This window comes from Pontibacterium sinense (genome assembly GCF_015209595.1).
In the GTDB taxonomy this organism is placed as follows: Bacteria; Pseudomonadota; Gammaproteobacteria; order Pseudomonadales; family Balneatricaceae; genus Pontibacterium; species Pontibacterium sinense.
The window spans coordinates 291,071-314,371 of record NZ_JADEYS010000001.1 but is presented as its reverse complement, the minus strand read 5'-3'; the positions used below and the strand labels follow the sequence as shown (position 1 = coordinate 314,371).

The following is a 23,301-nucleotide window of genomic DNA, read 5'->3' as shown; positions in this document are numbered from 1 at the left end:
AGGTTGTGTCGAGGATCATATTGCTCAACACAACCTATCTATTCAGATCTTTTAACAGGGCGATTCGGCTCTGATCCGGCATATCCATATCGACATAGTATCCGGGATGATCAACACCCATACGTACACCCGTTTTTGCATTCATAACAGACTTCATCACCTTCGATGGCAACTCGAAACGTAAAAAATGCACGCTGGACGTCTTCTCGTCGTTATCCCGCTCCAGATCTTCATCAGCGATCGCGTAGACAGGTTCATAGCCGTTGACGCGTATCCACAGCTTGCGTTCCACACCAATCAACTCAGACAGCGCCTTACGACGCTCATCTACATCGCTGTATTCGATCATCATGGTGGCTTTCCAGTTGTTGCCATCAGGGATCAGGGGGTTGTAGGTATCCAACTCTTCCTGAATCGCATCCGCTTCAAAAATCCGTTCAACACGTAGCATCTCCTGAATCTGATACTGCATGGTCAGGCGATCTTCGAATAACAAACGAATATGCTCACCCAGCTGAATCTGACGACAGGCTTTGTGGGTCATAACATCACGCCGGAACTGATCACGGCAGGTGGCATATGCCTCCAATGACAGCAGATCATCACGTGTAAGTTTGTTCATGCTCAACACTCCTCAGAGTCCGTAAGCTTTGTGCAAAAGGCTGATGGGGTGCTGCGAACCTTCTGCCGTTTCACTCAGGCGCGCGATATGACTACCGGCCATCGGGCAGTCACTGCTCAGGGTTGCGCCTTCGGCCGATTTCACTTTGCGGGCAACCGGACTGCCAATTTTCACGGCTTTATCGTGGGTTTCGACTTTGACCGCATAGGTCCCGTCATGACCGGAACAACGCTCCAGCACAGTCACCCGCGTGTCGGGAATCAACTTCAATACGTCTCGCGCTTTGTATCCGATGTTTTGCACCCGTAGATGGCACGCCACCTGATAGCTAATATCACCGAGTGGATTTGAGAAGTCTTTGCGTAACAGCCCCGCCTTGTGGCGCAACCAGAGATACTCAAAGGGATCAAAAAAAGCCTGCTGCACTTTTTTCACGTCCGGATCATCGGGAAACATCAGGGGTAACTCCTGTTTAAACATCAGGACACAAGATGGCACCAGTGCCGTCAGGTCGTATCCCTGATCCACCCATTCAGCCAGTTCTCGGATGTTAGCTTCCTTGGCATGTCTAACCGACTCCAGATCCCCCAACTCCATTTTGGGCATACCACAGCATCGCTCTTTACCTACCAGCTTGACGGGAATTGCATTGTGATGAAAAACATCGACCAGATGCTCACCCAATTTGGGGCTGTTGTTATTACCGTAGCAGGTCGCGAACAAGGCTATTTTGCCACGGGTTTTATCCGTAGCGGTGGTGGTGACGGCACGTAGCTCAGTCAGTTGAGAGGTCACCCGTTTACGCAGTGTTTTCGAATCGAACTTGGGTAACACTGCCTGATGGTGAATGCCTATGCTCTGTTCCATCAGGTTTCTAGCCCAGCGCTGTTCGTTCAGTGCATTGATGGTGACGTCAATCAACGGGATAGTTGCCCAACGTCCTACCTGATCGGTACTGGTTAGCACCCGGTCACGAAAGTTCGCCCCCTGGTCTTTGTACTTCACCGCTTTCGCCCGCAGCATCAGGTGGGGAAAGTCGACGTTCCATTCATGTGGCGGTACATAGGGACATTTGGTCATGTAACACATGTCGCAGAGATAACACTGATCAGCGACCTTCATGAAATCCATGGGATCAACACCATCCACTTCCATGGTGTCGGATTCATCAACCAGATCAAATAACGTCGGGAAGGCATCACAGAGGTTCACACAGCGCCGGCAGCCATGGCAGATGTCAAACACCCGCTCCAGCTCCTGATTAAGATCGTCGACGTTATAAAAAGATTCGTTCTTCCAATCCAGCGGATGGCGTGTAGGTGCGTCCAAACTGCCCTCACGGTCAGGCGATTTGCTCATACCGTTGTTCTCACTGCCGGAAATCAGCGCAATCGTCTTGCCCTGATTTCCAGGTCAGAGTTAGTCCAGTGCATCCAGTGCTTTCTGGAAACGATTGGCGTGGCTACGTTCAGCTTTCGCCAGTGTTTCAAACCAGTCGGCAATTTCGTCGAACCCCTCTTCCCGGGCCGCTTTCGCCATGCCCGGATACATATCCGTATATTCGTGGGTTTCACCGGCAATCGCCGCTTTCAGGTTGTTGGAGGTCTCACCGATTGGCAGACCCGTTGCGGGATCCCCCACCTCTTCCAGATAATCGAGATGGCCATGCGCATGACCGGTCTCACCTTCGGCGGTGGAGCGAAAAACGGCTGACACATCGTTATAACCCTCAACATCAGCCTTAGCGGCAAAGTAAAGATAACGACGATTGGCCTGAGATTCGCCCGCGAATGCATCCTTCAGATTTTGCTCCGTCCTGCTACCTTTGAGAGACATAGTCACTCTCCTCTATCAGTGAATCAAGACAGCTCAATTTAATGATAGATAGGCATGCCAAAGGAGTCTAAATAGAGAATATTTATCTGCTCTATTGAGTGCAGCTATGATCAAAATACGACCAAAAGGCAAGGCAGGGGTGGTGGCAGCTGAGGTCGTCCATAACCGACGCTGCCACCGAGGTTAAACTTCTGCTGGCTCGTATGTCTGAACGACAATGCTGGCGAGATCCGGCGTCGGGCGGCCAATATGATAACCCTGTGCATAAGTAATGTTGGCGGCTTCAACCAATTCCAGTACCTCTTCGCTCTCTACAAATTCAGCAATTGTTTCCAGATTCAGCTCCCTGGATAACTTGGCGATGCTATTCACAAACGCCATATCACGCTTATCACTGGCCATATTGGCGATAAATTCACCTTCGATTTTGACGTAATCAATGGGCAGGTGCTTGAGGTAATGGAAAGAGGAGAAACCTGAGCCGAAGTCATCAATCGCCAGCTTAAAGCCTTCATCTTTAAGGTTGGCCACAAACTGTTCCAGCATCGAGATACTTTTCACCGTATCGCGTTCAGTAATCTCAAATACGATGTTACCGGTATTGATTTCGTACTGCCGGGTTAAGCGTTTAACCTGCTGGATAAAATCACTCACGACAACAGCACGGGGCGACATATTGATAAACAGTAGTCCCCGGTAATTGATCTCACGCGCCGCCGCAAACGCCTTCTCCATGACGATATAATCCAGCGCGTGAATTTTATCCATCGACTCTGCGATCTCGATGAATTCAGCCGCTTTCATCAAACTATCATCCGGCAGTTCGATACGACTCAGCACTTCCACTGCGGTAACGTTCCCATTATCAGTGCGTTGGATAGGCTGGAAGACCGGTATCAGTTTGCGATGTTCAATAGCATGTTTCACCAGCAGTGTTTTCTCGCTCATATCTTTAAAGATATTTACAAGGTCATGCTCGTCCGGTACACACAAACGGTCCTTACCGTCCTGCTTGGCCCGGTACATCAGGTTATCCACAAACATGAAGAGATCTTTCTTACTCTGCGCATGATCAGGATAAATACCGATACCGATTGATGCCGTGATCTTTAGCTCCGCCCCGGAACTATGCTCAACCGAGAAGCAACGGATACGATCCAGCAACATCCGCCCCGCCTCCTCAGCACTTTCCAGCGAAGCTTCTGACAACATCACAACAAACTCGTCACCGCCATAGCGGGCCACGACAGCACCCTGCTCAAAGGTCTTTTGCAAACATTCGGCGAACATTTCTAACAGCTTATCGCCCCAGCTGTGACCATAACCGTCATTGATCGATTTGAAGTTATCCAGATCGATCATCAGCACAGCCACTTTGTAGTCGTGACGAGCACAACGATCCAGCTCATATTCCAGCAATTCCCAGAACATCCGCTGGTTGTATAGATTGGTCAGCGGATCCCGCGTTGCGTAATATTCCAGATCGTTGGTGTACTTGTAGATCGCTCGCACCGAGCCCACGACGTTTAACAGGGTTGATAACACGCTTTCCAGTACCAGCAATTTGGTCTGATCCCGGATGATTTCGGCTTGCACGCCAATCCCGACGATGCCGCCAATTTTCGGCGTATCCACGAGTAGGGATTTACACTGCAATTCAATGCTGTCCTGATCCAACTCGATCAAGTCACCCTCTCGGCTGGCAATGTTGTGACGTACATTCAAGCCGGCGGAGTACAACTGCGAGTCACTCTCTTTCAAGCGGCGGATCACCGCTTTTTCCATATTGTCCTGGGTTTCCTGACTCGCCGGGCGTAACCAGAAGATCTCCAGGTCAAAGAGTTCATCATCCACCTTAAAGATGGAGAACATCGTGTGCGCATCAATCACCTTGTTGATCTCAAGTAGCAGGTCACTGACGTACTCTCGCCAGTCCCGAACCACTTCAGAGGTGATCACAAATTTTTCCAGCAACCGGATCTCAAATTCCAGCAACTCTTTATCCACCGCCACATGACGCAGTTTGGTTGCCAGCGTGCCCACCTCATCGTAAATCCGCGCCAGTTCATGGAAGGCAAGTTTGGAACGCTCCCGTTCTAACTTCTCCAGATCCGCTATCGATTCAACCGTCGCCACACTGGTCGTCAGCTGATTAATTGACTCATCGACCCGGCGGGTGAGCGAACGTACCGCCAGAAAACCCAGCAACAACGGCAAGGGTGCGATGAGCAAGAGGTTATAAATTAGATTGGTTTTAGCTTGAGCAACCGTCGCCGACAACTCTTGTTGAACTTCGATCAATCCCAACGATTGCCCCAATATGGCATTGGTATGGCACGCCAGACAGGTTTCTTTCGCAGTTAACGGGTAAAGGTAACGGCTGGAATCACCCACTTCTTGGGAACGGGCTTCGCCTGTACGGATCGCCTCTTTCAGGCTGTCATCCATCACAGGTTGTTCTATACGGCCGAATAGCTGATCCACAACGGGTGCCCGATAGAGCGTCACTTTCAGATCTGACTGGGCATTATCCTGTTCCATCTGACCGAGAAATTGCTCGAGCTGCTGACGACTCCAGCCCTGGCTCATCACCAGATACATAGAATTGAACGTTTGCCGAGCGACACGTTCTGCTATCTCGTTAGCATTGTCACGAATACTGCTGGTAAAGGCATGGCTGGCAATTAGAAAAATCACCAGAAATCCAAGTGCCGAAAATAGCAGGATCCATCTCAGGAGATAGGTTTTGATAGTACTGCGTTTAGATTGCATTTTGTTTTAATTTTCCACCACAAAACAGAAAGCGCACTTAAACGTAGCACAAGACCACTGTTTTAAAAGAAAATATTCAACAAAGTCTAAATAACGCTGACGAGATCAGTTTAACTTTTGTTTGATTTCCTTTTCCTGCCCGAGCACCAAAAATTCAAACAAACGTTTACTTAAAAAGTAAGTATTAGGAGATAAAAACAAACAGGCCCCTGAATAGGGGCCTGGGAGGACGTCGACCGTTTCAATGCTCAACGATCAGTTAAACACATCAATTTGGATCAGTGCAGATCCAGCACATCCTGCATATTGTAAATTGCGTTTTCTTTGCCGTTCACCCAGCGCGCTGCACGCACTGCACCTTTAGCAAAGGTCATACGGGAGCTGGCTTTATGCGTAATCTCTACACGCTCGCCTTCAGTCGCAAACAGAACTGTGTGATCACCTACCACGTCGCCCGCACGAATGGTTGCAAAACCGATCTCTTTCTTCGGACGCGCACCGGTCTGGCCTTCGCGACCATAGACCGCACACTCCTTCAGATCACGATCCAGTGCATCGGCCACCGCTTCGCCCATGCTCAACGCGGTACCTGATGGAGAATCCACTTTGTGATGATGATGCGCTTCGATGATTTCCACATCGTAATCGTCACCCAATGCTTTAGCGGCCATGGCTAACAACTTAAAGCACAAGTTCACACCGACACTCATATTCGAAGCAAAAACGCCCGCCAGCTTGTCACCATAACTGTTCAGCTCTTCGCGCTCAGCATCGCTCAAGCCAGTCGTGCCGATTACGATCTGCTTACCGTTTTCAGCACAGAACGCCAGATTTTTCAGCGTTGCCTGAGGCGCAGTGAAATCGATCAGCACATCAAAATCATTCACAGCATCGGCCAAGTCACCCACGATACTCACACCCAGCTTACCAACACCCGCAACTTCACCCGCATCGGCACCAATCAAAGAGCTGCTAGGCTCAACAATCGCGGCACCTAGTTCAACGCCTTCCGCCTGCTGGATCGCTTCGATGTTCGCTTTACCCATACGTCCGGCTGCACCGGTCACTGCAATTCTGATCATGCGATTCTGTCCTGATTCATTGCCGTTTATCACGACTTATTCTTCGTTCGGAATATTCTGGTCCATATCCAGTGCGGGTTTTTCGCACCCAGCACTGCCCACAATCTTCGCAGGCACACCTACGACGGTTGTGTGTGGTGGCACATCTTCCAGTACCACTGAGCCACCGCCGACCTTAGCGCCAGCACCTACTTCAATATTGCCAAAGATCTTCGCACCAGCGGCAATTAACACGCCTTCACGGATCTTAGGATGGCGGTCACCGGATTCTTTCCCGGTCCCGCCCAGAGTCACGTTCTGCAAAATCGATACATCGTTTTCGATCACACAGGTTTCACCCACAACAATACCGGTTGCGTGATCAAACATCACACCACGACCAATACAAGCCGCTGGATGAATATCAACCTGCAAGGTGGAGCTGACACGGCTCTGGATATACAGAGCCATCGAAGTACGCCCCTGTTTCCACATCCAATTTGCGATGCGGTGAGCCTGAATAGCATGAAAGCCTTTCAGATAGAGCAGTACCGTAGAAAGTTTGCCAATGGCGGGATCTCGCGTCCGCACAGCGCTCAGATCGTGGCAGACCGACATAATAATCTGTGGCTCAGATTCGTACGCCTGCTCGATCAGCTCGCGCAAGGTAACGGCTGGCATCACTTCATCAGCCAACTTTCCTGCCAGAAGGTAGGAAAGGGCCGATGCCAGATCACGATGACCTATAATGGTTGCGTGGAAGAAACTAGCCAGAAACGGTTCGTTTTCCGCTTCGAGGCGTGCTTCTTCCTGAATTATTGCCCAAAGCGCTTTGGGTTCTAGCGGTATGGAGGTCATGACGCCCTCAATGGTGTGACCAGAAAACAGCATGGGCCACCGCAGCGGCCCATCACTTAGGTCATATCTTCAAAAAACTTTTTCACGGAATCAAAGAAGCCGTGTTTTTTCGGTGAATGCTTGCTGTTGCCCTGCTCCATCTCTTCCTGAAACTCTTTCAGCAAGGATTTCTGACGACTGCTCAGATTCACTGGTGTTTCAACAACCGCACGTACCAGCAAGTCACCAACCGAACCACCGCGCACAGGTTTCACACCTTTGCCGCGCAATCGGAACAGTTTTCCGGTCTGAGTTTCGGCCGGCACCTTCAGTTTCACGCGACCATCCAGCGTTGGCACTTCCAGCTCGCCGCCCAATGCAGCATCGATAAAGCTAATAGGCACTTCGCAGTATAGATGCTTACCATCACGCTCGAAGATAGGATGCGCAACGACATTCACCTGAACGTAAAGATCACCGGCAGGTCCGCCATGCGTCCCCGCTTCACCTTCGCCTGCCAGACGAATACGATCACCCGTATCCACACCCGGTGGAATCTTCACGGACAAGGTTTTGGTTTTTTCGATACGCCCCTGACCACGACAGTCACCACATGGATCAGAAATCACATGGCCTTCACCGCGACAGGTTGGACAGGTTTGCTGAACAGAGAAAAATCCCTGCTGCATACGCACCTGCCCCATACCGCCACAGGTACCACATGTTTTAGGCTGTGTACCCGGTTTCGCACCACTACCATGACAGGTATCGCAGTTCACCAACGTTGGAATGTTGATGGTCTTCTCTACGCCACGGACCGCATCTTCCAGCGAAAGATCCATGTTGTAACGCAGATCAGCACCGCGCTGCACAGAGCTACGACGGCCACCACCACCGCCACCGAAGATATCTCCGAAGACATCACCAAAGATGTCACCAAAACCGCCTTCAAAGCCACCGCCCTGACCACCACCCATATTAGGGTTCACACCCGCGTGGCCGTACTGGTCATACGCCGCTTTCTTCTGGGCGTCAGACAGCACTTCATAAGCTTCGTTAACTTCTTTGAAGTTTTCTTCGGACTCTTTATCATCCGGATTGCGGTCCGGGTGATACTTCATCGCCATGCGGCGGAAGGCTTTTTTGATGTCGCGGTCAGAGGCGTTTTTATCAACGCCGAGTACTTCGTAGTAGTCTTGTTTTGACATAGTCGGTTCTGGCTATCACTGTTGCCGGCGGCACCGGCCGGATACGACAACGCGGGCCGAAGCTGTTGAGCCCCGAATCCCGCGATGCCTTGAATAGAAGTTACCCGGCAGATTCATGATGATCCATACCGAATAACTCCCTGTTCAGAAGTCAGACGTAGAAATTACTTCTTGTCGTCCTTAACCTCTTCAAACTCAGCATCCACAGCATCGTCGCCCGGTTTAGCTTCTTCGCCACCTGCCGCTTGCTCTGCTTCAGCCTGCTGAGCTGCGTCCGCGTACATCTTCTGGGCTACGCCAGAGATCGCTTCAGTCAGTGCAGCAGTTTTTGTATCAATCGCTTCTTTGTCGTCGCCTTTCAGGACTTCTTCCAGTTCAGCGGTTGCGCTTTCAATGTTTGCTTTCTCTTCGTCAGTCGCTTTGTCGCCAGCTTCTTCCATGGTCTTCTTCGCAGAATGAACCATTGCATCGCCCTGGTTACGCGCCTGAGTCAATTCTTCAAACTTCTTATCTTCTTCAGCGTTCGCTTCTGCGTCACGTACCATCTGTTCGATTTCGTCATCGCTCAGACCGGAAGAGGCTTTGATAACGATAGACTGTTCTTTGCCCGTCGCATTATCTTTCGCGTGTACGTTCAGAATACCGTTGGCATCCAAATCGAAGGTTACTTCGATCTGAGGCATTCCACGTGGTGCTGGCGGAATGTCTGCCAGGTCGAAACGACCCAGAGATTTGTTCTGTGCAGCCTGCTTACGCTCACCCTGTACAACGTGGATCGTTACCGCTGTCTGGTTGTCGTCTGCAGTAGAGAACGTCTGAGATTTCTTCGTTGGGATCGTGGTGTTCTTCTCGATCAGAGGCGTTGCCACGCCACCCATGGTTTCGATACCCAGCGTCAGAGGTGTTACGTCCAGCAGCAGGACGTCTTTTACGTCACCGGCCAGAACCGCACCCTGAATAGATGCACCCATAGCTACAGCTTCATCCGGGTTTACATCTTTACGAGGCTCTTTACCAAAGAACTCTGCAACGGCAGCCTGCACCATCGGCATACGCGTCTGGCCACCAACCAGAATAACTTCGTCGATTTCAGAAGCAGACAGGTCTGCATCCTGCAGCGCAATGCGGCAAGGATCGATGGAACGTTTCACCAGCTCTTCCACCAGAGACTCCAGCTTCGCGCGGGTCACTTTTACGTTCAGGTGCTTAGGACCGGTTGCATCAGCGGTGATGTACGGCAGGTTAACGTCAGTCTGCTGTGCAGAAGACAGTTCACACTTCGCTTTTTCAGCCGCTTCTTTCAAACGCTGCAGTGCCAGTGGATCATTGTGCAGATCGATACCGGACTCTTTCTTGAATTCTGCTGCCAAATACTCGATCAGGCGCAAGTCGAAATCTTCACCACCCAGGAATGTGTCACCGTTGGTGGCCAGTACTTCGAACTGGTGCTCGCCATCAACATCCGCAATCTCGATAACAGAGATATCGAAGGTACCGCCACCCAGGTCAAATACAGCAATGGTTTTGTCGCCTTTGGACTTGTCCATGCCGTAAGCCAGCGCTGCTGCGGTTGGCTCGTTGATGATACGTTTTACTTCCAGACCCGCGATACGGCCAGCATCTTTAGTTGCCTGTCGCTGTGCATCGTTGAAATATGCAGGTACGGTTACAACCGCTTCTGTCACACCTTCGCCCAGATAATCTTCAGCTGTTTTCTTCATCTTCTTCAAGATTTCAGCAGAGATCTGAGGTGCAGCCAGTTTGTCGTCACGCACCTGTACCCACGCATCACCGTTATCGGCTTCTACGATTTTGTACGGCACCATTTTGATGTCTTTCTGTACAACATCATCTTTAAAACGACGGCCGATCAGACGTTTGATCGCGAACAGAGTGTTGTCCGGGTTAGTTACCGCCTGACGCTTTGCAGGCTGACCTACCAGTGTTTCACCATCGTCAACATATGCAACGATAGACGGGGTGGTACGATCACCCTCTGCGTTTTCGATAACCTTGCTCTTTTCACCATCCAGGATAGCTACGCATGAGTTGGTAGTACCCAGGTCGATACCGATGATTTTACCCATTCGAATTCACTCCAAGTTTCTGCCCGTTAAGACGGGTCAGCGATCAAATCTTTAAAATATGCTTTGCAATCTATATTGGTGCAGCTGAACCAGTTTCAAGGGCCGCGACCAATTTTTATTCAGTCAGTTTCAGGCTTTTGACACCATCACCATCGCTGGACGAACCAGACGACCGTTCAGGCTGTAACCCTTTTGCATAACCGCAACAACAGTGTTTGGCGCAACGCCCTCTGCAGGCACCATGGACATCGCCTGATGCAGCTCTGGGTTAAACGCTTCACCTTCCGGATTAAGCTGCTCAACGTTAAATTTCGCCAGTCCACCAATCAGCATATCCAGTGTCATCTCAACACCTTCACGCATCGGCTTCACCGCTTCGTCATCACCCGCAGCTTCAATTGCACGCTCCAGATTATCAACAACACCCAGCATTTCCGTCGCGAACTTTTCAACGCCAAACTTATGCGCTTTCTCGACATCCTGCTCTGCGCGACGTCGAATATTCTGAGTCTCAGCCTGACCTCGCAGAATCTGGTCTTTTAACGCCGCCACGTCCGCCTGCGCGACTTCCAGCTGGCTCATCAATTCCGCAATGCTCAACAGCTCTGGCGTTGCCTCTTCCGCTAGAGGATCAGACTCGGTCGCTGCCTGTTCTTCTACGGTTACTTCTTCCGCAACGGTTTGTTCAGCTTGTTCAGTTGCTTCAGTTTCAGGGGCTTTATCTTCGTTCGCCATCTGGAATCTCCAACGCTTACCGCACTTCGGTGCACACAGTTATTTATACCTGTCGCTGTATATGGGGACCGACAAATAGTTTTCAACGGTAAAAACCACAATTTTTTGTCACGAATAGCGTTTCTGTTTGCACTCTCGCTGATTATCGCTTATACAGTACAAAACACTGTATAAATACACAGCAAACAAAGACAGGCAACTGACGATGCTGAATCAGATAACCATCCGTGACTACGCAATTGTTGACGAACTCGATCTGGAACTGCAGAACGGAATGACCGTTGTTAGCGGCGAAACTGGCGCAGGTAAATCAATCATGCTGGATGCGCTGGGACTGACCTTGGGCGACCGCGCGGATAGCGCTACCGTTCGTCATGATGCAGAACGTGCGGAGATTACTGCCAGTTTTGATGTATCACAAATTCCTGAAGCAACCCGGTGGCTGCAACAGCAAGAACTTGATCAGGAAGGTGACTGTATTTTGCGTCGGGTCATCACCCGTGAAGGCCGCTCACGTTGCTACATCAATAATCGTCCGAGCCCGATTACCGCTGTGCGAGAACTCAGCGAACATCTGATTGATATCCACGGACAGCACGAACATCAACGTCTGTTGAATAAAGATCATCATCGCCTATTGCTCGACCAATACGCCGGTGCCACTTTACTGGCCGGAAAAACCCAGCGCGCTTATAACCAGTGGCGCAAACTCGACAAACAACTCCGCCAGCTCACTGAAGTCAGCGACGAGCAAATCGCTCGCATTCAACTGCTCAGCTATCAAATCGAAGAGCTGGACCAGCTAAACCCTTCCGACGGTGAATTACAGGCTCTGGAACAAGAGCAAAAACAGCTCGCCAACGCCGCTGACATTTTGCACAACGGCCATCAACTGATGAATCTGACCACCGAAGGAGATGGCAATAACTGTCTGACACTGCTGAATCAGTGCCTACATTTATTAAGCGATATGTCCGATCAGCAAGGCATTCAGCAAGTGTCGGAAATGCTCAACAGTGCACATATTCAGATCGAAGAAGCGGGTGGCGAGCTCCGTCACTACCTGGACGGGGTAGCACTAAACCCTGAACGCCAGCAGGAAGTCGAAGAACGTTTATCAACGCTGTATGACATAGCACGCAAGCATAAAGTACTGCCCGAAGAGCTGCCAAAACTGCATCAAACACTGACAGCCGAGCTCCAGACCCTGAATCACAGCGATGAGGCTCTGGAACAACTAGAACAGAGTGTAGATAAACACTATGCGCTCTTTCTAAAAGAAGCAGAAAAACTCAGTGCCAGCCGCACCAAAGCAGCGCGCAAACTGAATAAGGCCGTCGATGAGCAACTGCATAATCTGGGGATGCTGGCTGCAAACTTCCAGGTGCAACTCACGACCAACGAGACAAGCCAGCCAAACGCACAAGGACTGGAAGAGGTTGAATTCCTCATCAGTACCAATAAAGGCCAACAAGCACGACCACTGGCCAAAATCGCATCAGGCGGCGAGTTGTCACGGATCAGTTTGGCCATACAAGTGATTACCGCCCAAACCTCCAGCACCCCTACCCTTATATTTGACGAAGTGGATGTGGGTATTGGCGGCGCCGTCGCGGAGGTGGTAGGGCGTCTGATGCGCCAACTGGGTGAACAAGCTCAGATTCTATGCGTCACCCACCAGCCTCAAGTGGCCTCTCAAGGCCATCAACACTTATTTGTTAGTAAGAAAGCACGCAAACAACAAACCTTTACCCGCATAAACCGCCTTAGACGTGATGAGCGCGTACAAGAGGTCGCCCGGATGCTAGGGGGCATTGATATTACTGAACGTTCTGTTGAGCACGCTCGTGAAATGCTCGGTTTTGGCGCTTAATCGAAACCTCAGGCACAAAAAAGCCGACCCTGAGGTCGGCTTTTCAATTTTAATCGTTGCTTAGAAGATTACTTATCTTCGCAGCCTGCAGTACAAACACCGTACAGATACAATGTGCGATCGGTTACGGTAAAGCCAAGGCTTTCTGCAATCTCGTGCTGACGCCGTGTCAGCTCTGCATCCGAAAATTCAGCAACCTTGCCACATTTCACACAGACTACATGGTCATGCTGATCATCACGCGCCAACTCAAATACTGAGTGACCACCTTCAAAGTGGTGACGAGACACCAAACCCGCCGCCTCAAACTGGGTTAACACACGATAAACCGTGGCTAAACCTACATCTTCACCTGAGTTCATCAACAGCTTGTAGATATCTTCCGCGCTGAAGTGCTCACCGGCATCCGCTTGCTCGAGGATCTGGTAAATTTTAACGCGTGGAAGCGTTACTTTTAGTCCGGCCTTACGCAGTTCCTGGTTTTCGATTGCCATAATAATTCTCTATGCTGTTCCTGACACGGAATGATACACTCGCTCCATTATCCGCATTTAATGACGAAAGTGGAAGACAGAAAGAAATGCAAAAAATTCTTGTTAGCGTTGCTTTTATAGCTTTGTTGTCAGGCTGTTCCGGATTTCCGGGTGTTTACAAGATTGATGTTCAGCAAGGTAATGTTGTCACCCAAAAAATGGTTGACCAGCTACGCCCTGGAATGACCCGCAGCCAGGTCCGCTATGTTATGGGGACACCGTTGCTAACTGACACCTTCCATGAAGATCGTTGGGACTATATCTACACCATGCAGGAAGGCAAAGGCGACTATAGCCGCAAAAACCTGACCGTTGTGTTTGAAAATGACACACTCGCTGCAATTCGCGGTGACTACCGCCCTGATACCACCAACTAAGAACGACCTTCTTCAGTTTTTCTGCAACGTGCAGCTTATTCAGCGTCTTTCTTCGCTTTCATTTTAGCTGCGCGTTTTGCTCTTGCCTCCTTCGGATCGGCAATCAATGGTCGGTACAACTCTACTCGCTGACCTTCCTTCATTATCGTATCCTTTGGATTACGAATCGCTTTACCAAAGATTCCCATAGGAATCGTTTCGGGATCGATCTCCGGGTATGTTTCCACGATACCGGAACGTATCACCACATCATACGCAGAACAGTCTTCCTCGACCTGCAACGCAATGATCTTCTGATCATGCGGCAATGCATAAGCTACTTCTACTCGGATCATGAAAATACCTGTCGGTTAGTAGATCTCGTCAGAACGGGTCACAAACGCTTCAACCATTGTGGTTGCTGCCTGATTAAACACACGCCCCATCGCCAGAGACGTCAGTTTACCGGAAAAGTCGAACGACAGATTCAGTTCAACCTTTGAGGCTTCATCACTTAACGGGGTAAATGTCCACACACCGGATAGTGATGAGAATGGCCCATCCACGAGTTCCATCGTCATCTCTTGTGGGCGGGTCAGACGATTGCGGGTGGTAAAACTATATTTCAAACCACCTTTCGACACATACAGTGTCGCAACCAGCTCGGTTTCTGTCCGGCTGATGAGATCCACCGACGCACACCAAGGTAAGAACTGGGGATAATTTTCAACATCATTCACCAGATCAAACATCTGTTCTGCTGTGTGCAGAACCAAAGCGCTGCGATCAACCTGTGTCATCTCACGACCTCTGAAAATAATTCGCGGCTGATTATACGTGATTCGGCCGCTTTTTCACGGGCGACTAAGGCAGAAGGCGGTTACCTGATGATAACCGCCGATCGAACTACTTAACCGACTAGTTTCTGGTACAGATTGATCGCGAAGATAATCGATACCGCAACCGGTGCGATAAAACGGATGGAGATATACCACAGGTAAAACAGGTTATTTTCTTCCATCGCCAATTCATCCAGACTGACTTTCTTCTTAACAAACCAACCCGCAAACAATGAGATAAAGATTCCACCCAATGGCAGCATGATGTTTGCTGTCGCAAAGTCGAGGAAGTCGAAGGTGTTCATCCCAAAAATGGTGAAGTCAGACAGGAAGTTGAATGACCCCAACGCCAGAATGCCCAGCCCCCACACGGTGAGTGCCAGCAACACACAAGCCACCTTACGCGACATATTGAAGTTCTCAACCAACCAAGCCGCTGCAGGCTCCATTAGAGAGATTGCAGACGTCCATGCCGCCACGCCGATCAGTACGAAGAATAGGAAACCAAACAACTGACCGCCTGCCATCTGACCGAACGCTACCGGCAAGGTAACAAACATCAGACCAGGGCCTGCACCTGGGTCCAGCTGGTTCGCAAATACGATAGGAAAAATCGCCAGGCCAGCCACCAAAGCTACCAGCGTATCCATCGCAGCGATGGTCATCACCGTACCGCCAATGGACGCTTTTTTAGGCATGTATGAACCGTATGCCATGATCGCGCCCATACCCAGAGACAGGGTAAAGAAGGAATGGCCCAGTGCTACCAGCACGGCATCCCAAGTCAACTTACTGACGTCAAACTTGAACAGGAAGTTCCAGCCTTCTGCGAAATGACCGGTGTTCATCGAATAACCCAGCAATAACAGCAGCAGCACAAACAGCGCAGGCATCATGACACGCGTTGCCCGCTCCAGGCCTTTGTTCACCCCGCCTGCTACAACCGCCATGACCATAACCACAAACACGGTGTGCCAGATCATCAGGCTCTGCCAGTCACCCAGCAGGTTATTAAAGATCGCACCCGCCTGTTCACTGCCAACACCAACAAAGTCACCTTTACCCATACCGGCGACGTAATACAGTACCCAGCCAGCGACAACAGAATAGAAGGAAAAGATCATGAAGCCGGACATGACACCCATCAGGCCCACGAGCGACCACTTACCACTGTGGCCAGACTCCTTAGCAACCTCACGCATGGCATTAATTGGGCTCTGCCGGGCACGACGACCCACCAGCACTTCGCCCATCATGATCGGAACACCAACTAATAGGATGCAGACCAGATAAACCAGAACGAAAGCGCCACCGCCGTTCTCACCTGTAATGTACGGGAACTTCCAGATGTTACCTAAACCAACAGCGGATCCAGTTGCTGCCAAAATAAAGATCCAGCGGTTCGCCCAGGAACCATGAATTGATTGTTTCTCTTGCATTGCGGTCTCTAATTTAGTGTCGAGAGTTTCGTATAGTGTACAAAGTTTCGACATTGTTCATATCCTGATCGATCTTGCAACGAAAACTACACGAAAAATCGATTATTTAGTCATAAATCAACAACGCCCTGTAAGAAACATAGTTTCCTGCGGCTTTCCTTGCACCCTGCACCCCGATATAATCGCCGCCATGGCAAAAAAGAAGAAAGCAAAAAGTGGTGGCAGCACCATCTGTCAAAATAAGAAGGCACGTCACGAATATCATATTGATGATAAATTCGAGGCGGGTCTGTCTCTGGCCGGATGGGAAGTTAAAAGCCTGCGTGAAGGACGTGCTCAACTCGTCGACTCCTACGTCATTCTGAAGAATGGCGAAGCTTGGCTCATGGGTGCACATTTCACACCGCTAAAAACCGCCTGCACACACGTTGTCGCAGATCCTAGACGTGAGCGTAAGCTGCTGTTGCACCGTCGCGAAATCGATAACCTTGCGGGCGCTATTCATGCCAAAGGTTATACCTGCGTGGCACTTGCCCTTTACTGGAAAAATGATCGTGTAAAATGCGAGATTGCTCTGGCAAAAGGTAAGAAACAGCACGATAAACGCGCTGATGACAAAGATAAGGACTGGGCAAGACAGAAACAACGTCTCATGGCAGCGAAGTAATTCTTCCTTCTTTATTGTCTTAGGCTATAATGGCCGCACATTTTGGGGGTGACTTGGCTTCGACGCTGATTGCGAAACCTCAGGTGCATGTCGTGAGTGTAGTGAATCACGTAAATAAATTACTACACAGTTATAGTTGCTAACGACGATAACTACGCACTAGCAGCATAAGTCTGCTACGCCACACTCTCAGGTGTCTGTAACTAAGAGGTTCGTGGTGTCATTCGAGACAGAATCGCCCGGAAGCTTTGTCTCAAGCTGAACGGTTAAAACTTAAAGAGGCTCGCCCTAAACGCCCTGACCCTTGGGCCGTGATGGGTTAACTTAATAAAGGTGTCTAAACATGTAGATCCGGGGGCAGAGGATTGGCGGACGCGGGTTCGAAACCCGCCACCTCCACCACCTTTCTCTTTATAGGTCTTAGACATATAAAGAACCCAAATGAAAGGGACCACCTGTGGTCCACAAAGAGACCGGCTTAGGCCGGTTTTTTTGTGTCTGCTTTTTAGGCTTAAGATAAACACCCACCTGCTACACCTCTATGCCTCTTAGTTAAAATGACGCTCTTTCCCTCCAGTGCTATATTGGATTCCTTGGAAAAGGCGGAATTACAAACAGGACGTTCAGCATGGACAAGAAGCATCTCACCGAAACGGACATCATCACCAAGTTTATTCTGCCCGCACTAGGCTCATCGGGCTGGGATTCGATGACCCAGATCCGCCAGGAGGTGAAGTTACGAGACGGTAAGGTGATCGTGCGTGGCCAGATGGGCGTACGCAAAACCGTAAAGTCTGCTGACATCGTTCTTTACCACAAGCCAAACATTCCTCTGGCCGTAATCGAAGCGAAAGCCAACAAGCACGAAATCGGCAAAGGGATGCAACAGGGCCTGGATTACGCCCGCCTGCTGGATGTGCCTTTTATCTTCGCCAGTAATGGGGACGGTTTCATCTTCCACGACAAAACTAACCCTGCCGCTATTGAAACCGAAATCCGCCTGGAAGACTTCCCCACACCTGAACAGCTCTGGCAGAAGTTTTGTCTCTGGAAAGGCTACACCGAAGCCCAGTTGCCGATCATCACTCAGGATTACTACGACGACGGCAGTGATAAGTCCCCACGTTATTACCAGTTGCAGGCGATCAACAAAACGATTGAAGCCATATCCGCCGCACAGGATCGTGTTCTGCTGGTGATGGCCACCGGCACCGGTAAAACCTACACCGCCTTTCAGATTATCTGGCGCTTATGGAAAGCCCGCGAAAAGAAACGCATCCTATTTCTGGCAGATCGTAACGTGCTGGTCGATCAAACCCGCATTAACGACTTTCAGCCTTTCGGTGCAGTGATGACAAAAATCACCGGTCGCACGGTTGATCCGGCCTACGAAGTCCACCTTGCCCTCTATCAAGCACTCACTGGCCCAGAAGAACATCAAAAGGCCTACAAACAGGTTGATCCTGATTTCTTTGATTTGATCGTGATCGACGAGTGCCATCGCGGTAGCGCCGCCGAAGACAGCGCGTGGCGCGAGATTCTGGAATACTTTGGCAGCGCCACTCAGATCGGCCTGACGGCCACCCCAAAGGAAACAGACGAAGTATCCAACATCGATTACTTTGGTGAACCGGTTTACACCTACTCCCTGAAAGAGGGCATTGAAGATGGCTTCCTCGCCCCCTACAAAGTGGTACGTGTTGATCTGGATGTCGATCTTCAGGGCTGGCGCCCTACCAAAGGACAAGTGGATAATAACGGCGAAGTTATTCAGGACCGCATCTATAACCAAAAAGACTTTGACCGCACACTGGTGATTGATGAGCGTACTCAAGTGGTAGCAGAAACCATTACCGCCTACTTGAAACGCACTGACCCCATGGCGAAAACCATCGTTTTCTGCAACGACATCAACCACGCTGAACGCATGCGCCGTGCACTGGTGAATCTCAACCCGGAACAGGTCGCCAAAAACGATAAATACGTCATGAAGATCACTGGCGATGATGAACTTGGCAAAGCCCAGCTGGATAGCTTCATCAACCCGAAAAAAGCCTATCCGGTTATTGCAACCACGTCCGAGCTGATGACCACCGGCGTGGATGCCAAAACCTGTAAGCTGGTGGTGCTGGATCAAAACATCCAATCCATGACCAAGTTCAAGCAGATCATCGGGCGCGGCACGCGTATCGATGACCGCTATGGCAAGCTCTGGTTTAGTATTCTGGATTTCAAAAAAGCCACTGAGCTGTTTGCAGATGAACGTTTCGACGGTATCCCCGAAAAGATCATGGTCACTAAGCCCGGCGATATCACCGATGAAGGTAATCAGGACTTTCTCGATGAGCTGAACGGCGTAGAGCCGGACACCGAACACACCGACGAATATACACCCGACTCCAATCTAAGCGACGATGCTGGTGCTTATGATTCGGCAACGGCGAACACCATAGGCGAAGGTGCGTGGAACGACGCAGATGAGTCACGCTACATCAAATACCACGTTTCCGGCGTAACGGTGAAAAAGCTCGCCGAGCGCGTGCAGTATTACGACAGTGACGGCAAACTGGTGACCGAATCCTTTAAAGATTACACCCGTAAAACCGTGCAGAAGCAGTTTACCTCGCTGGATGCCTTTACCCGCAAATGGCAGGACAGCGAACGTAAACAGGCGATCATTGACGAGCTGGCCGAAGCCGGTGTGATCTGGGAAGCCCTGAGCGAAGAGGTCGGCAAAGACCTCGACCCCTTTGATCTGATCTGCCACGTCGTTTTTGACCAGCCACCGCTCACCCGTCAGGAGCGAGCCAATAACGTTAAAAAGCGCAACTATTTCACTAAATACTCTGATACCGCACAAACCGTACTGGACACCCTGCTGGATAAATACGCCGATGCCGGAGTACATGAGATCGAAAGCATGGACGTGCTCAAGGTCAAACCGTTGGATCAGCTGGGAAACACCATGCAGATCATCAAAAAGGGTTTTGGCGGTAAACCCCAGTACCAGCAGGCGATCAGTGAACTAGAGGCTGAGCTGTACAGCGACGAACCCCGCTCAGCCTGAGTCATTACCCATTTTTTATAACGGGCAGGTCAGTTAAGATCAGCCCGTTTTTTCGTTTTTAAGGAATGCTCCAACATGTCCATCAGCTCAGTGATTAAATCGATTCAGGATATTATGCGCAAAGACGCCGGTGTCGACGGTGATGCCCAGCGCCTTGGCCAGCTGTCATGGCTATTATTCCTGAAGGTATTCGACGCACAGGAAGAGTTGCTGGAGTTCGAGCAGGACAACTATAAAACGCCCATCCCGGAACAATACCTCTGGCGTCACTGGGCAGCGGATGCGGAAGGCATAACCGGCGAAGAGCTGCTGGAATTTATCAATGACGATCTGTTTCCCGATCTGAAAAACCTGACCGCACCGATCAGCTTGAATCCACGCGGCTTTGTCGCCAAAGAAGCGTTCAGCGATGCCTTTAACTACATGAAAAACGGCACCCTGCTGCGGCAGGTGATCAACAAGCTGAACGAGATCGACTTTACCGACTCAAAAGAGCGCCACCTGTTTGGTGATATCTACGAACAGATTCTGCGTGACCTGCAAAGCGCCGGTAACGCCGGTGAGTTTTACACCCCGCGCGCCGTCACCCGCTTTATTGTGCAGATGATAGACCCACAACTGGGCGAAAGCATCTTTGACCCGGCCTGTGGCACCGGGGGCTTTCTGGCCTGTTCGTTTGACCATGTGAAGGGCCACTACGTCGATAGCGCCGCCGATCATCAGACCCTGCAACAGCAGATCCGCGGGGTTGAGAAGAAACAGCTGCCCCACCTGCTCTGCACCACCAATATGCTGCTGCACGGTATCGAAGTGCCGGTGCAAGTGCGCCACGCCAACACCCTGAACAAACCGCTCTCCAGCTGGGAAGCAGAAGATCAGGTAGACGTGATCGTGACCAATCCACCCTTTGGTGGCACCGAAGAAGACGGTATCGAGAAGAACTTCCCATCCGAGTACCAGACCCGCGAAACCGCCGACCTGTTTTTGCAGCTGATTATCGAGGTTCTCAAAACAAAAGGTCGCGCCGCCGTGGTCCTGCCCGACGGCACTCTGTTTGGTGAAGGTGTAAAAACCAAGATCAAAAAACTGCTGCTGGAGGAGTGCAATCTGCACACCGTGGTACGGCTGCCCAACTCTGTGTTTGCCCCCTACACCAGCATCAAAACCAACATTCTGTTCTTTGAAAAAGGCGAACCGACCCAAGAGGTCTGGTATTACGAGCTGCCACTGCCAAACGGTGTCAAAGCCTTTAACAAAACCAAACCCATGAAGCTGGAACATCTGGACAGCTGCCGCGACTGGTGGGGCGAAGGTGATACGCTCAGCGAGAAGATCAGACGCCAGAACCGCCAAGGCAACCCGCAGGCGTGGAAAGTTGATATCGACGAAATTATCGAGCGAAACTACAACCTCGATATCAAAAACCCGCACGAAGAAGAAGTAATCATTCACGATCCTGAACAGCTGCTGGCCGACTATCAGGCGCAGCAAGCCGAGATCGGCCAGTTGCGTAACCAGATTAAAGATATCCTCGCCACCGCCCTCGCCCCACAACAGGGAGAGAATCACTGATGGCTGTGGATGCTGTGGATAAAGTACAACAACTGCTCACCGGTAATATCGACCTCTGGACCGGCACCATCGAACAGAAAAGCAGCGCAGGTCGTGGCAACAATGGCAAGAAACACCTGCACGGCATCAAGAAGCTGCGTGAGCTGATTCTGGAACTGGCCGTGCGTGGCAAACTGGTGCCGCAGGATTCAAATGATGAACCGGCTTGTGTTTTGCTGGAACAGGTCGCGGTAGAACGAGACCGGCTGGTAAAAGAGAATAAAATTAAGAAGCCGAAAAAGCTGCCAAAGATCGAAAACGAGGAACCGCCGCTTGAGCTGCCAGAGGGGTGGGCGTATGCGAGGCTTGGAGCGCTGATTAATCTGGTATCCGGCCAGCACTTAAAGCCAACAGAGTACAGTCGCGAATGTATTCAAGATGGTATTCCATATATAACTGGACCAGCCGAATTTGGCTGTATATCCCCCACCTTCTCAAAATACACTATTGAAAAAAGAGCCCTTGCACAAACTGGCGATATTCTTATCACCTGCAAAGGTTCAGGCATTGGCAAAACAAATATTTCAAATCGTACGCTCGCCATCAGTCGACAGCTTATGTCGATTCAACCTTTGCTCATTAACAAGTCGTACATCAAACTCTTCGTTGACTCTTTGTATGGTTATTTTCAATCTAAAGGCACAGGTATAGCCATCCCCGGTATATCTCGTGAAGATATAACTGAATGCATTGTGATATTTCCTCCGCTTCAAGAACAACACCGTATCGTCACCAAAGTCGATGAACTGATGGCCCTGTGCGACCAGCTGGAGCAGCAGACCGAACGGCAGATCGACGCCCACCAGCAGCTGGTGGATATCCTGCTCGGTACCTTAACCCAAAGCCAGAACGCCGACGCACTAGCCGAAAACTGGGCACGCCTGAGCCAGCACTTCGGCACCCTCTTCACCACCGTCGCCAGCATCGACCAGTTGAAACAAACCATCCTGCAACTGGCCGTGATGGGCAAACTCGTGCCACAAAACCCCAACGACGAACCCGCCAGCGAACTGCTGAAACGTATCGCCACCGAAAAAGAACAACTGATCAAAGAGAAAAAGATCAAAAAGCAAAAGCCAATCCCCCCCATTAATAGTGATGAAAGGCCTACTGCTATTCCAATAGGATGGTCATTACTTAGAATTGAGCACTTCCTAGACTTTAGAAAACGAGGAATGATCACTGGGCCTTTTGGGTCTGCCTTAAAGAAGAGCGAGCATCAGGAAAGCGGGGTGCCTGTTTGGGGAATTGAGTCAATTAAGCACGGTCGATTTACGCATAGAAATAAAATATTTGTTTCAAGTGAAAAAGCTAAGGAACTAAAGGCATTTAACGCTGCTCCCGGGGATCTAATTATTTCCAGATCTGGAACAATTGATGAAATATGCACGATACCAGCTGGTACCGAGAACGGCCTGATTTCAACCAATCTTCTAAGAGTCTCATTACTAGATTCAATAGTAATGCCCGAATATTTTTGTTTCATATTTAAAGGTAACGACTTCGTATTAGAAAGACTGGAGCAACTATGCGCGGGTACAACTAGGTTATTTTTGAATCAAAGCATTCTTAAGTCCCTAATTTTCCCAGTTCCTCCGCTAGAAGAACAACACCGCATCGTCACGAAGGTCAACGAACTCTTTACCCTCTGCGACCAGCTAAAAGACCGTCTGCAACAGAACCAGCATACCCAACTGCTGCTGACCGACACACTGATTCAGGAGTCGCTGAAGTAACACCCACATACGGCAATGGAAT

At 50.2% G+C, this 23,301-nt stretch carries 19 protein-coding genes and 1 other RNA gene; 7 read left to right on the top strand and 13 right to left on the bottom strand.

The window, feature by feature from the left end; translation table 11 throughout:
* Positions 1 to 34 precede the first annotated feature (34 nt).
* The 9 genes from IOQ59_RS01450 to grpE form a co-directional block, all read right to left on the bottom strand.
* Positions 35 to 622 (bottom strand): DUF3501 family protein, encoded by a 588-nt coding sequence (locus IOQ59_RS01450; protein ID WP_193951472.1) that lies wholly within the window; start codon positions 620 to 622, stop codon positions 35 to 37.
* A 12-nt stretch (positions 623 to 634) separates the two neighbouring features.
* Positions 635 to 1,981, bottom strand: a complete 1,347-nt coding sequence (locus IOQ59_RS01445; protein WP_193951471.1) for a heterodisulfide reductase-related iron-sulfur binding cluster — start codon at positions 1,979 to 1,981, stop codon at positions 635 to 637.
* A gap of 60 nt (positions 1,982 to 2,041) precedes the next feature.
* On the bottom strand, positions 2,042 to 2,458 hold the full coding sequence (locus tag IOQ59_RS01440; RefSeq protein WP_193951470.1) for a rubrerythrin family protein: 417 nt from the start codon (positions 2,456 to 2,458) through the stop codon (positions 2,042 to 2,044).
* Between the two features lie 183 nt (positions 2,459 to 2,641).
* Positions 2,642 to 5,155 (bottom strand): putative bifunctional diguanylate cyclase/phosphodiesterase, encoded by a 2,514-nt coding sequence (locus IOQ59_RS01435; RefSeq protein WP_371871807.1) that lies wholly within the window; start codon positions 5,153 to 5,155, stop codon positions 2,642 to 2,644.
* Between the two features lie 353 nt (positions 5,156 to 5,508).
* The gene (gene dapB, locus IOQ59_RS01430; RefSeq protein ID WP_193951468.1) at positions 5,509 to 6,312 is read right to left on the bottom strand and encodes a 4-hydroxy-tetrahydrodipicolinate reductase; all 804 of its coding nucleotides are present in this window, start codon (positions 6,310 to 6,312) and stop codon (positions 5,509 to 5,511) included.
* A 36-nt stretch (positions 6,313 to 6,348) separates the two neighbouring features.
* Positions 6,349 to 7,149, bottom strand: coding sequence for a serine O-acetyltransferase (gene cysE, locus IOQ59_RS01425; protein ID WP_193951623.1), 801 nt, complete (start codon positions 7,147 to 7,149; stop codon positions 6,349 to 6,351).
* 56 nt (positions 7,150 to 7,205) lie between these two features.
* A complete protein-coding gene (gene dnaJ, locus IOQ59_RS01420) occupies positions 7,206 to 8,336 on the bottom strand; it encodes a molecular chaperone DnaJ (protein ID WP_193951467.1) in 1,131 nt (376 codons plus the stop codon).
* Between the two features lie 164 nt (positions 8,337 to 8,500).
* On the bottom strand, positions 8,501 to 10,423 hold the full coding sequence (dnaK, locus tag IOQ59_RS01415) for a molecular chaperone DnaK (RefSeq protein ID WP_193951466.1): 1,923 nt from the start codon (positions 10,421 to 10,423) through the stop codon (positions 8,501 to 8,503).
* A 129-nt stretch (positions 10,424 to 10,552) separates the two neighbouring features.
* On the bottom strand, positions 10,553 to 11,158 hold the full coding sequence (gene grpE, locus IOQ59_RS01410; protein WP_193951465.1) for a nucleotide exchange factor GrpE: 606 nt from the start codon (positions 11,156 to 11,158) through the stop codon (positions 10,553 to 10,555).
* A 205-nt stretch (positions 11,159 to 11,363) separates the two neighbouring features.
* On the opposite strand from grpE, the gene recN reads away from it, so the two are divergent.
* The gene (recN, locus tag IOQ59_RS01405) at positions 11,364 to 13,031 is read left to right on the top strand and encodes a DNA repair protein RecN (RefSeq protein WP_193951464.1); all 1,668 of its coding nucleotides are present in this window, start codon (positions 11,364 to 11,366) and stop codon (positions 13,029 to 13,031) included.
* 68 nt (positions 13,032 to 13,099) lie between these two features.
* Here recN and fur read toward each other — a convergent pair whose 3' ends face one another.
* Positions 13,100 to 13,525, bottom strand: coding sequence for a ferric iron uptake transcriptional regulator (fur, locus tag IOQ59_RS01400; protein ID WP_193951463.1), 426 nt, complete (start codon positions 13,523 to 13,525; stop codon positions 13,100 to 13,102).
* 86 nt (positions 13,526 to 13,611) lie between these two features.
* Here fur and IOQ59_RS01395 point away from each other — a divergent pair, with 86 nt between their 5' ends.
* Complete coding sequence (locus IOQ59_RS01395) at positions 13,612 to 13,941, top strand: outer membrane protein assembly factor BamE (protein ID WP_193951462.1); 330 nt, start codon at positions 13,612 to 13,614, stop codon at positions 13,939 to 13,941.
* Between the two features lie 35 nt (positions 13,942 to 13,976).
* Here IOQ59_RS01395 and IOQ59_RS01390 read toward each other — a convergent pair whose 3' ends face one another.
* The 3 genes from IOQ59_RS01390 to IOQ59_RS01380 all read right to left on the bottom strand — a co-directional run bounded on the left by IOQ59_RS01390 (position 13,977) and on the right by IOQ59_RS01380 (position 16,198).
* Complete coding sequence (locus IOQ59_RS01390; RefSeq protein ID WP_193951461.1) at positions 13,977 to 14,276, bottom strand: RnfH family protein; 300 nt, start codon at positions 14,274 to 14,276, stop codon at positions 13,977 to 13,979.
* A gap of 15 nt (positions 14,277 to 14,291) precedes the next feature.
* Positions 14,292 to 14,720, bottom strand: coding sequence for a type II toxin-antitoxin system RatA family toxin (locus IOQ59_RS01385; protein WP_193951460.1), 429 nt, complete (start codon positions 14,718 to 14,720; stop codon positions 14,292 to 14,294).
* A gap of 110 nt (positions 14,721 to 14,830) precedes the next feature.
* A complete protein-coding gene (locus tag IOQ59_RS01380) occupies positions 14,831 to 16,198 on the bottom strand; it encodes a sodium-dependent transporter (protein WP_193951459.1) in 1,368 nt (455 codons plus the stop codon).
* 190 nt (positions 16,199 to 16,388) lie between these two features.
* Between IOQ59_RS01380 and smpB the strand changes: the two genes are divergently transcribed.
* The 5 genes from smpB to IOQ59_RS01355 all read left to right on the top strand — a co-directional run bounded on the left by smpB (position 16,389) and on the right by IOQ59_RS01355 (position 23,279).
* Positions 16,389 to 16,865 (top strand): SsrA-binding protein SmpB, encoded by a 477-nt coding sequence (gene smpB / locus IOQ59_RS01375; RefSeq protein WP_193951622.1) that lies wholly within the window; start codon positions 16,389 to 16,391, stop codon positions 16,863 to 16,865.
* Between the two features lie 44 nt (positions 16,866 to 16,909).
* Positions 16,910 to 17,267: a transfer-messenger RNA gene (gene ssrA / locus IOQ59_RS01370) on the top strand.
* Between the two features lie 226 nt (positions 17,268 to 17,493).
* On the top strand, positions 17,494 to 19,932 hold the full coding sequence (hsdR, locus tag IOQ59_RS01365; protein ID WP_193951458.1) for an EcoAI/FtnUII family type I restriction enzme subunit R: 2,439 nt from the start codon (positions 17,494 to 17,496) through the stop codon (positions 19,930 to 19,932).
* 75 nt (positions 19,933 to 20,007) lie between these two features.
* Positions 20,008 to 21,504 (top strand): N-6 DNA methylase, encoded by a 1,497-nt coding sequence (locus IOQ59_RS01360; RefSeq protein WP_193951457.1) that lies wholly within the window; start codon positions 20,008 to 20,010, stop codon positions 21,502 to 21,504.
* Entirely contained in the window at positions 21,504 to 23,279 is a 1,776-nt protein-coding gene (locus IOQ59_RS01355; protein WP_193951456.1) for a restriction endonuclease subunit S, read from the top strand. Before IOQ59_RS01360 ends, IOQ59_RS01355 begins: the two co-directional genes overlap by 1 nt.
* The last annotated feature ends 22 nt before the right edge of the window (positions 23,280 to 23,301 follow it).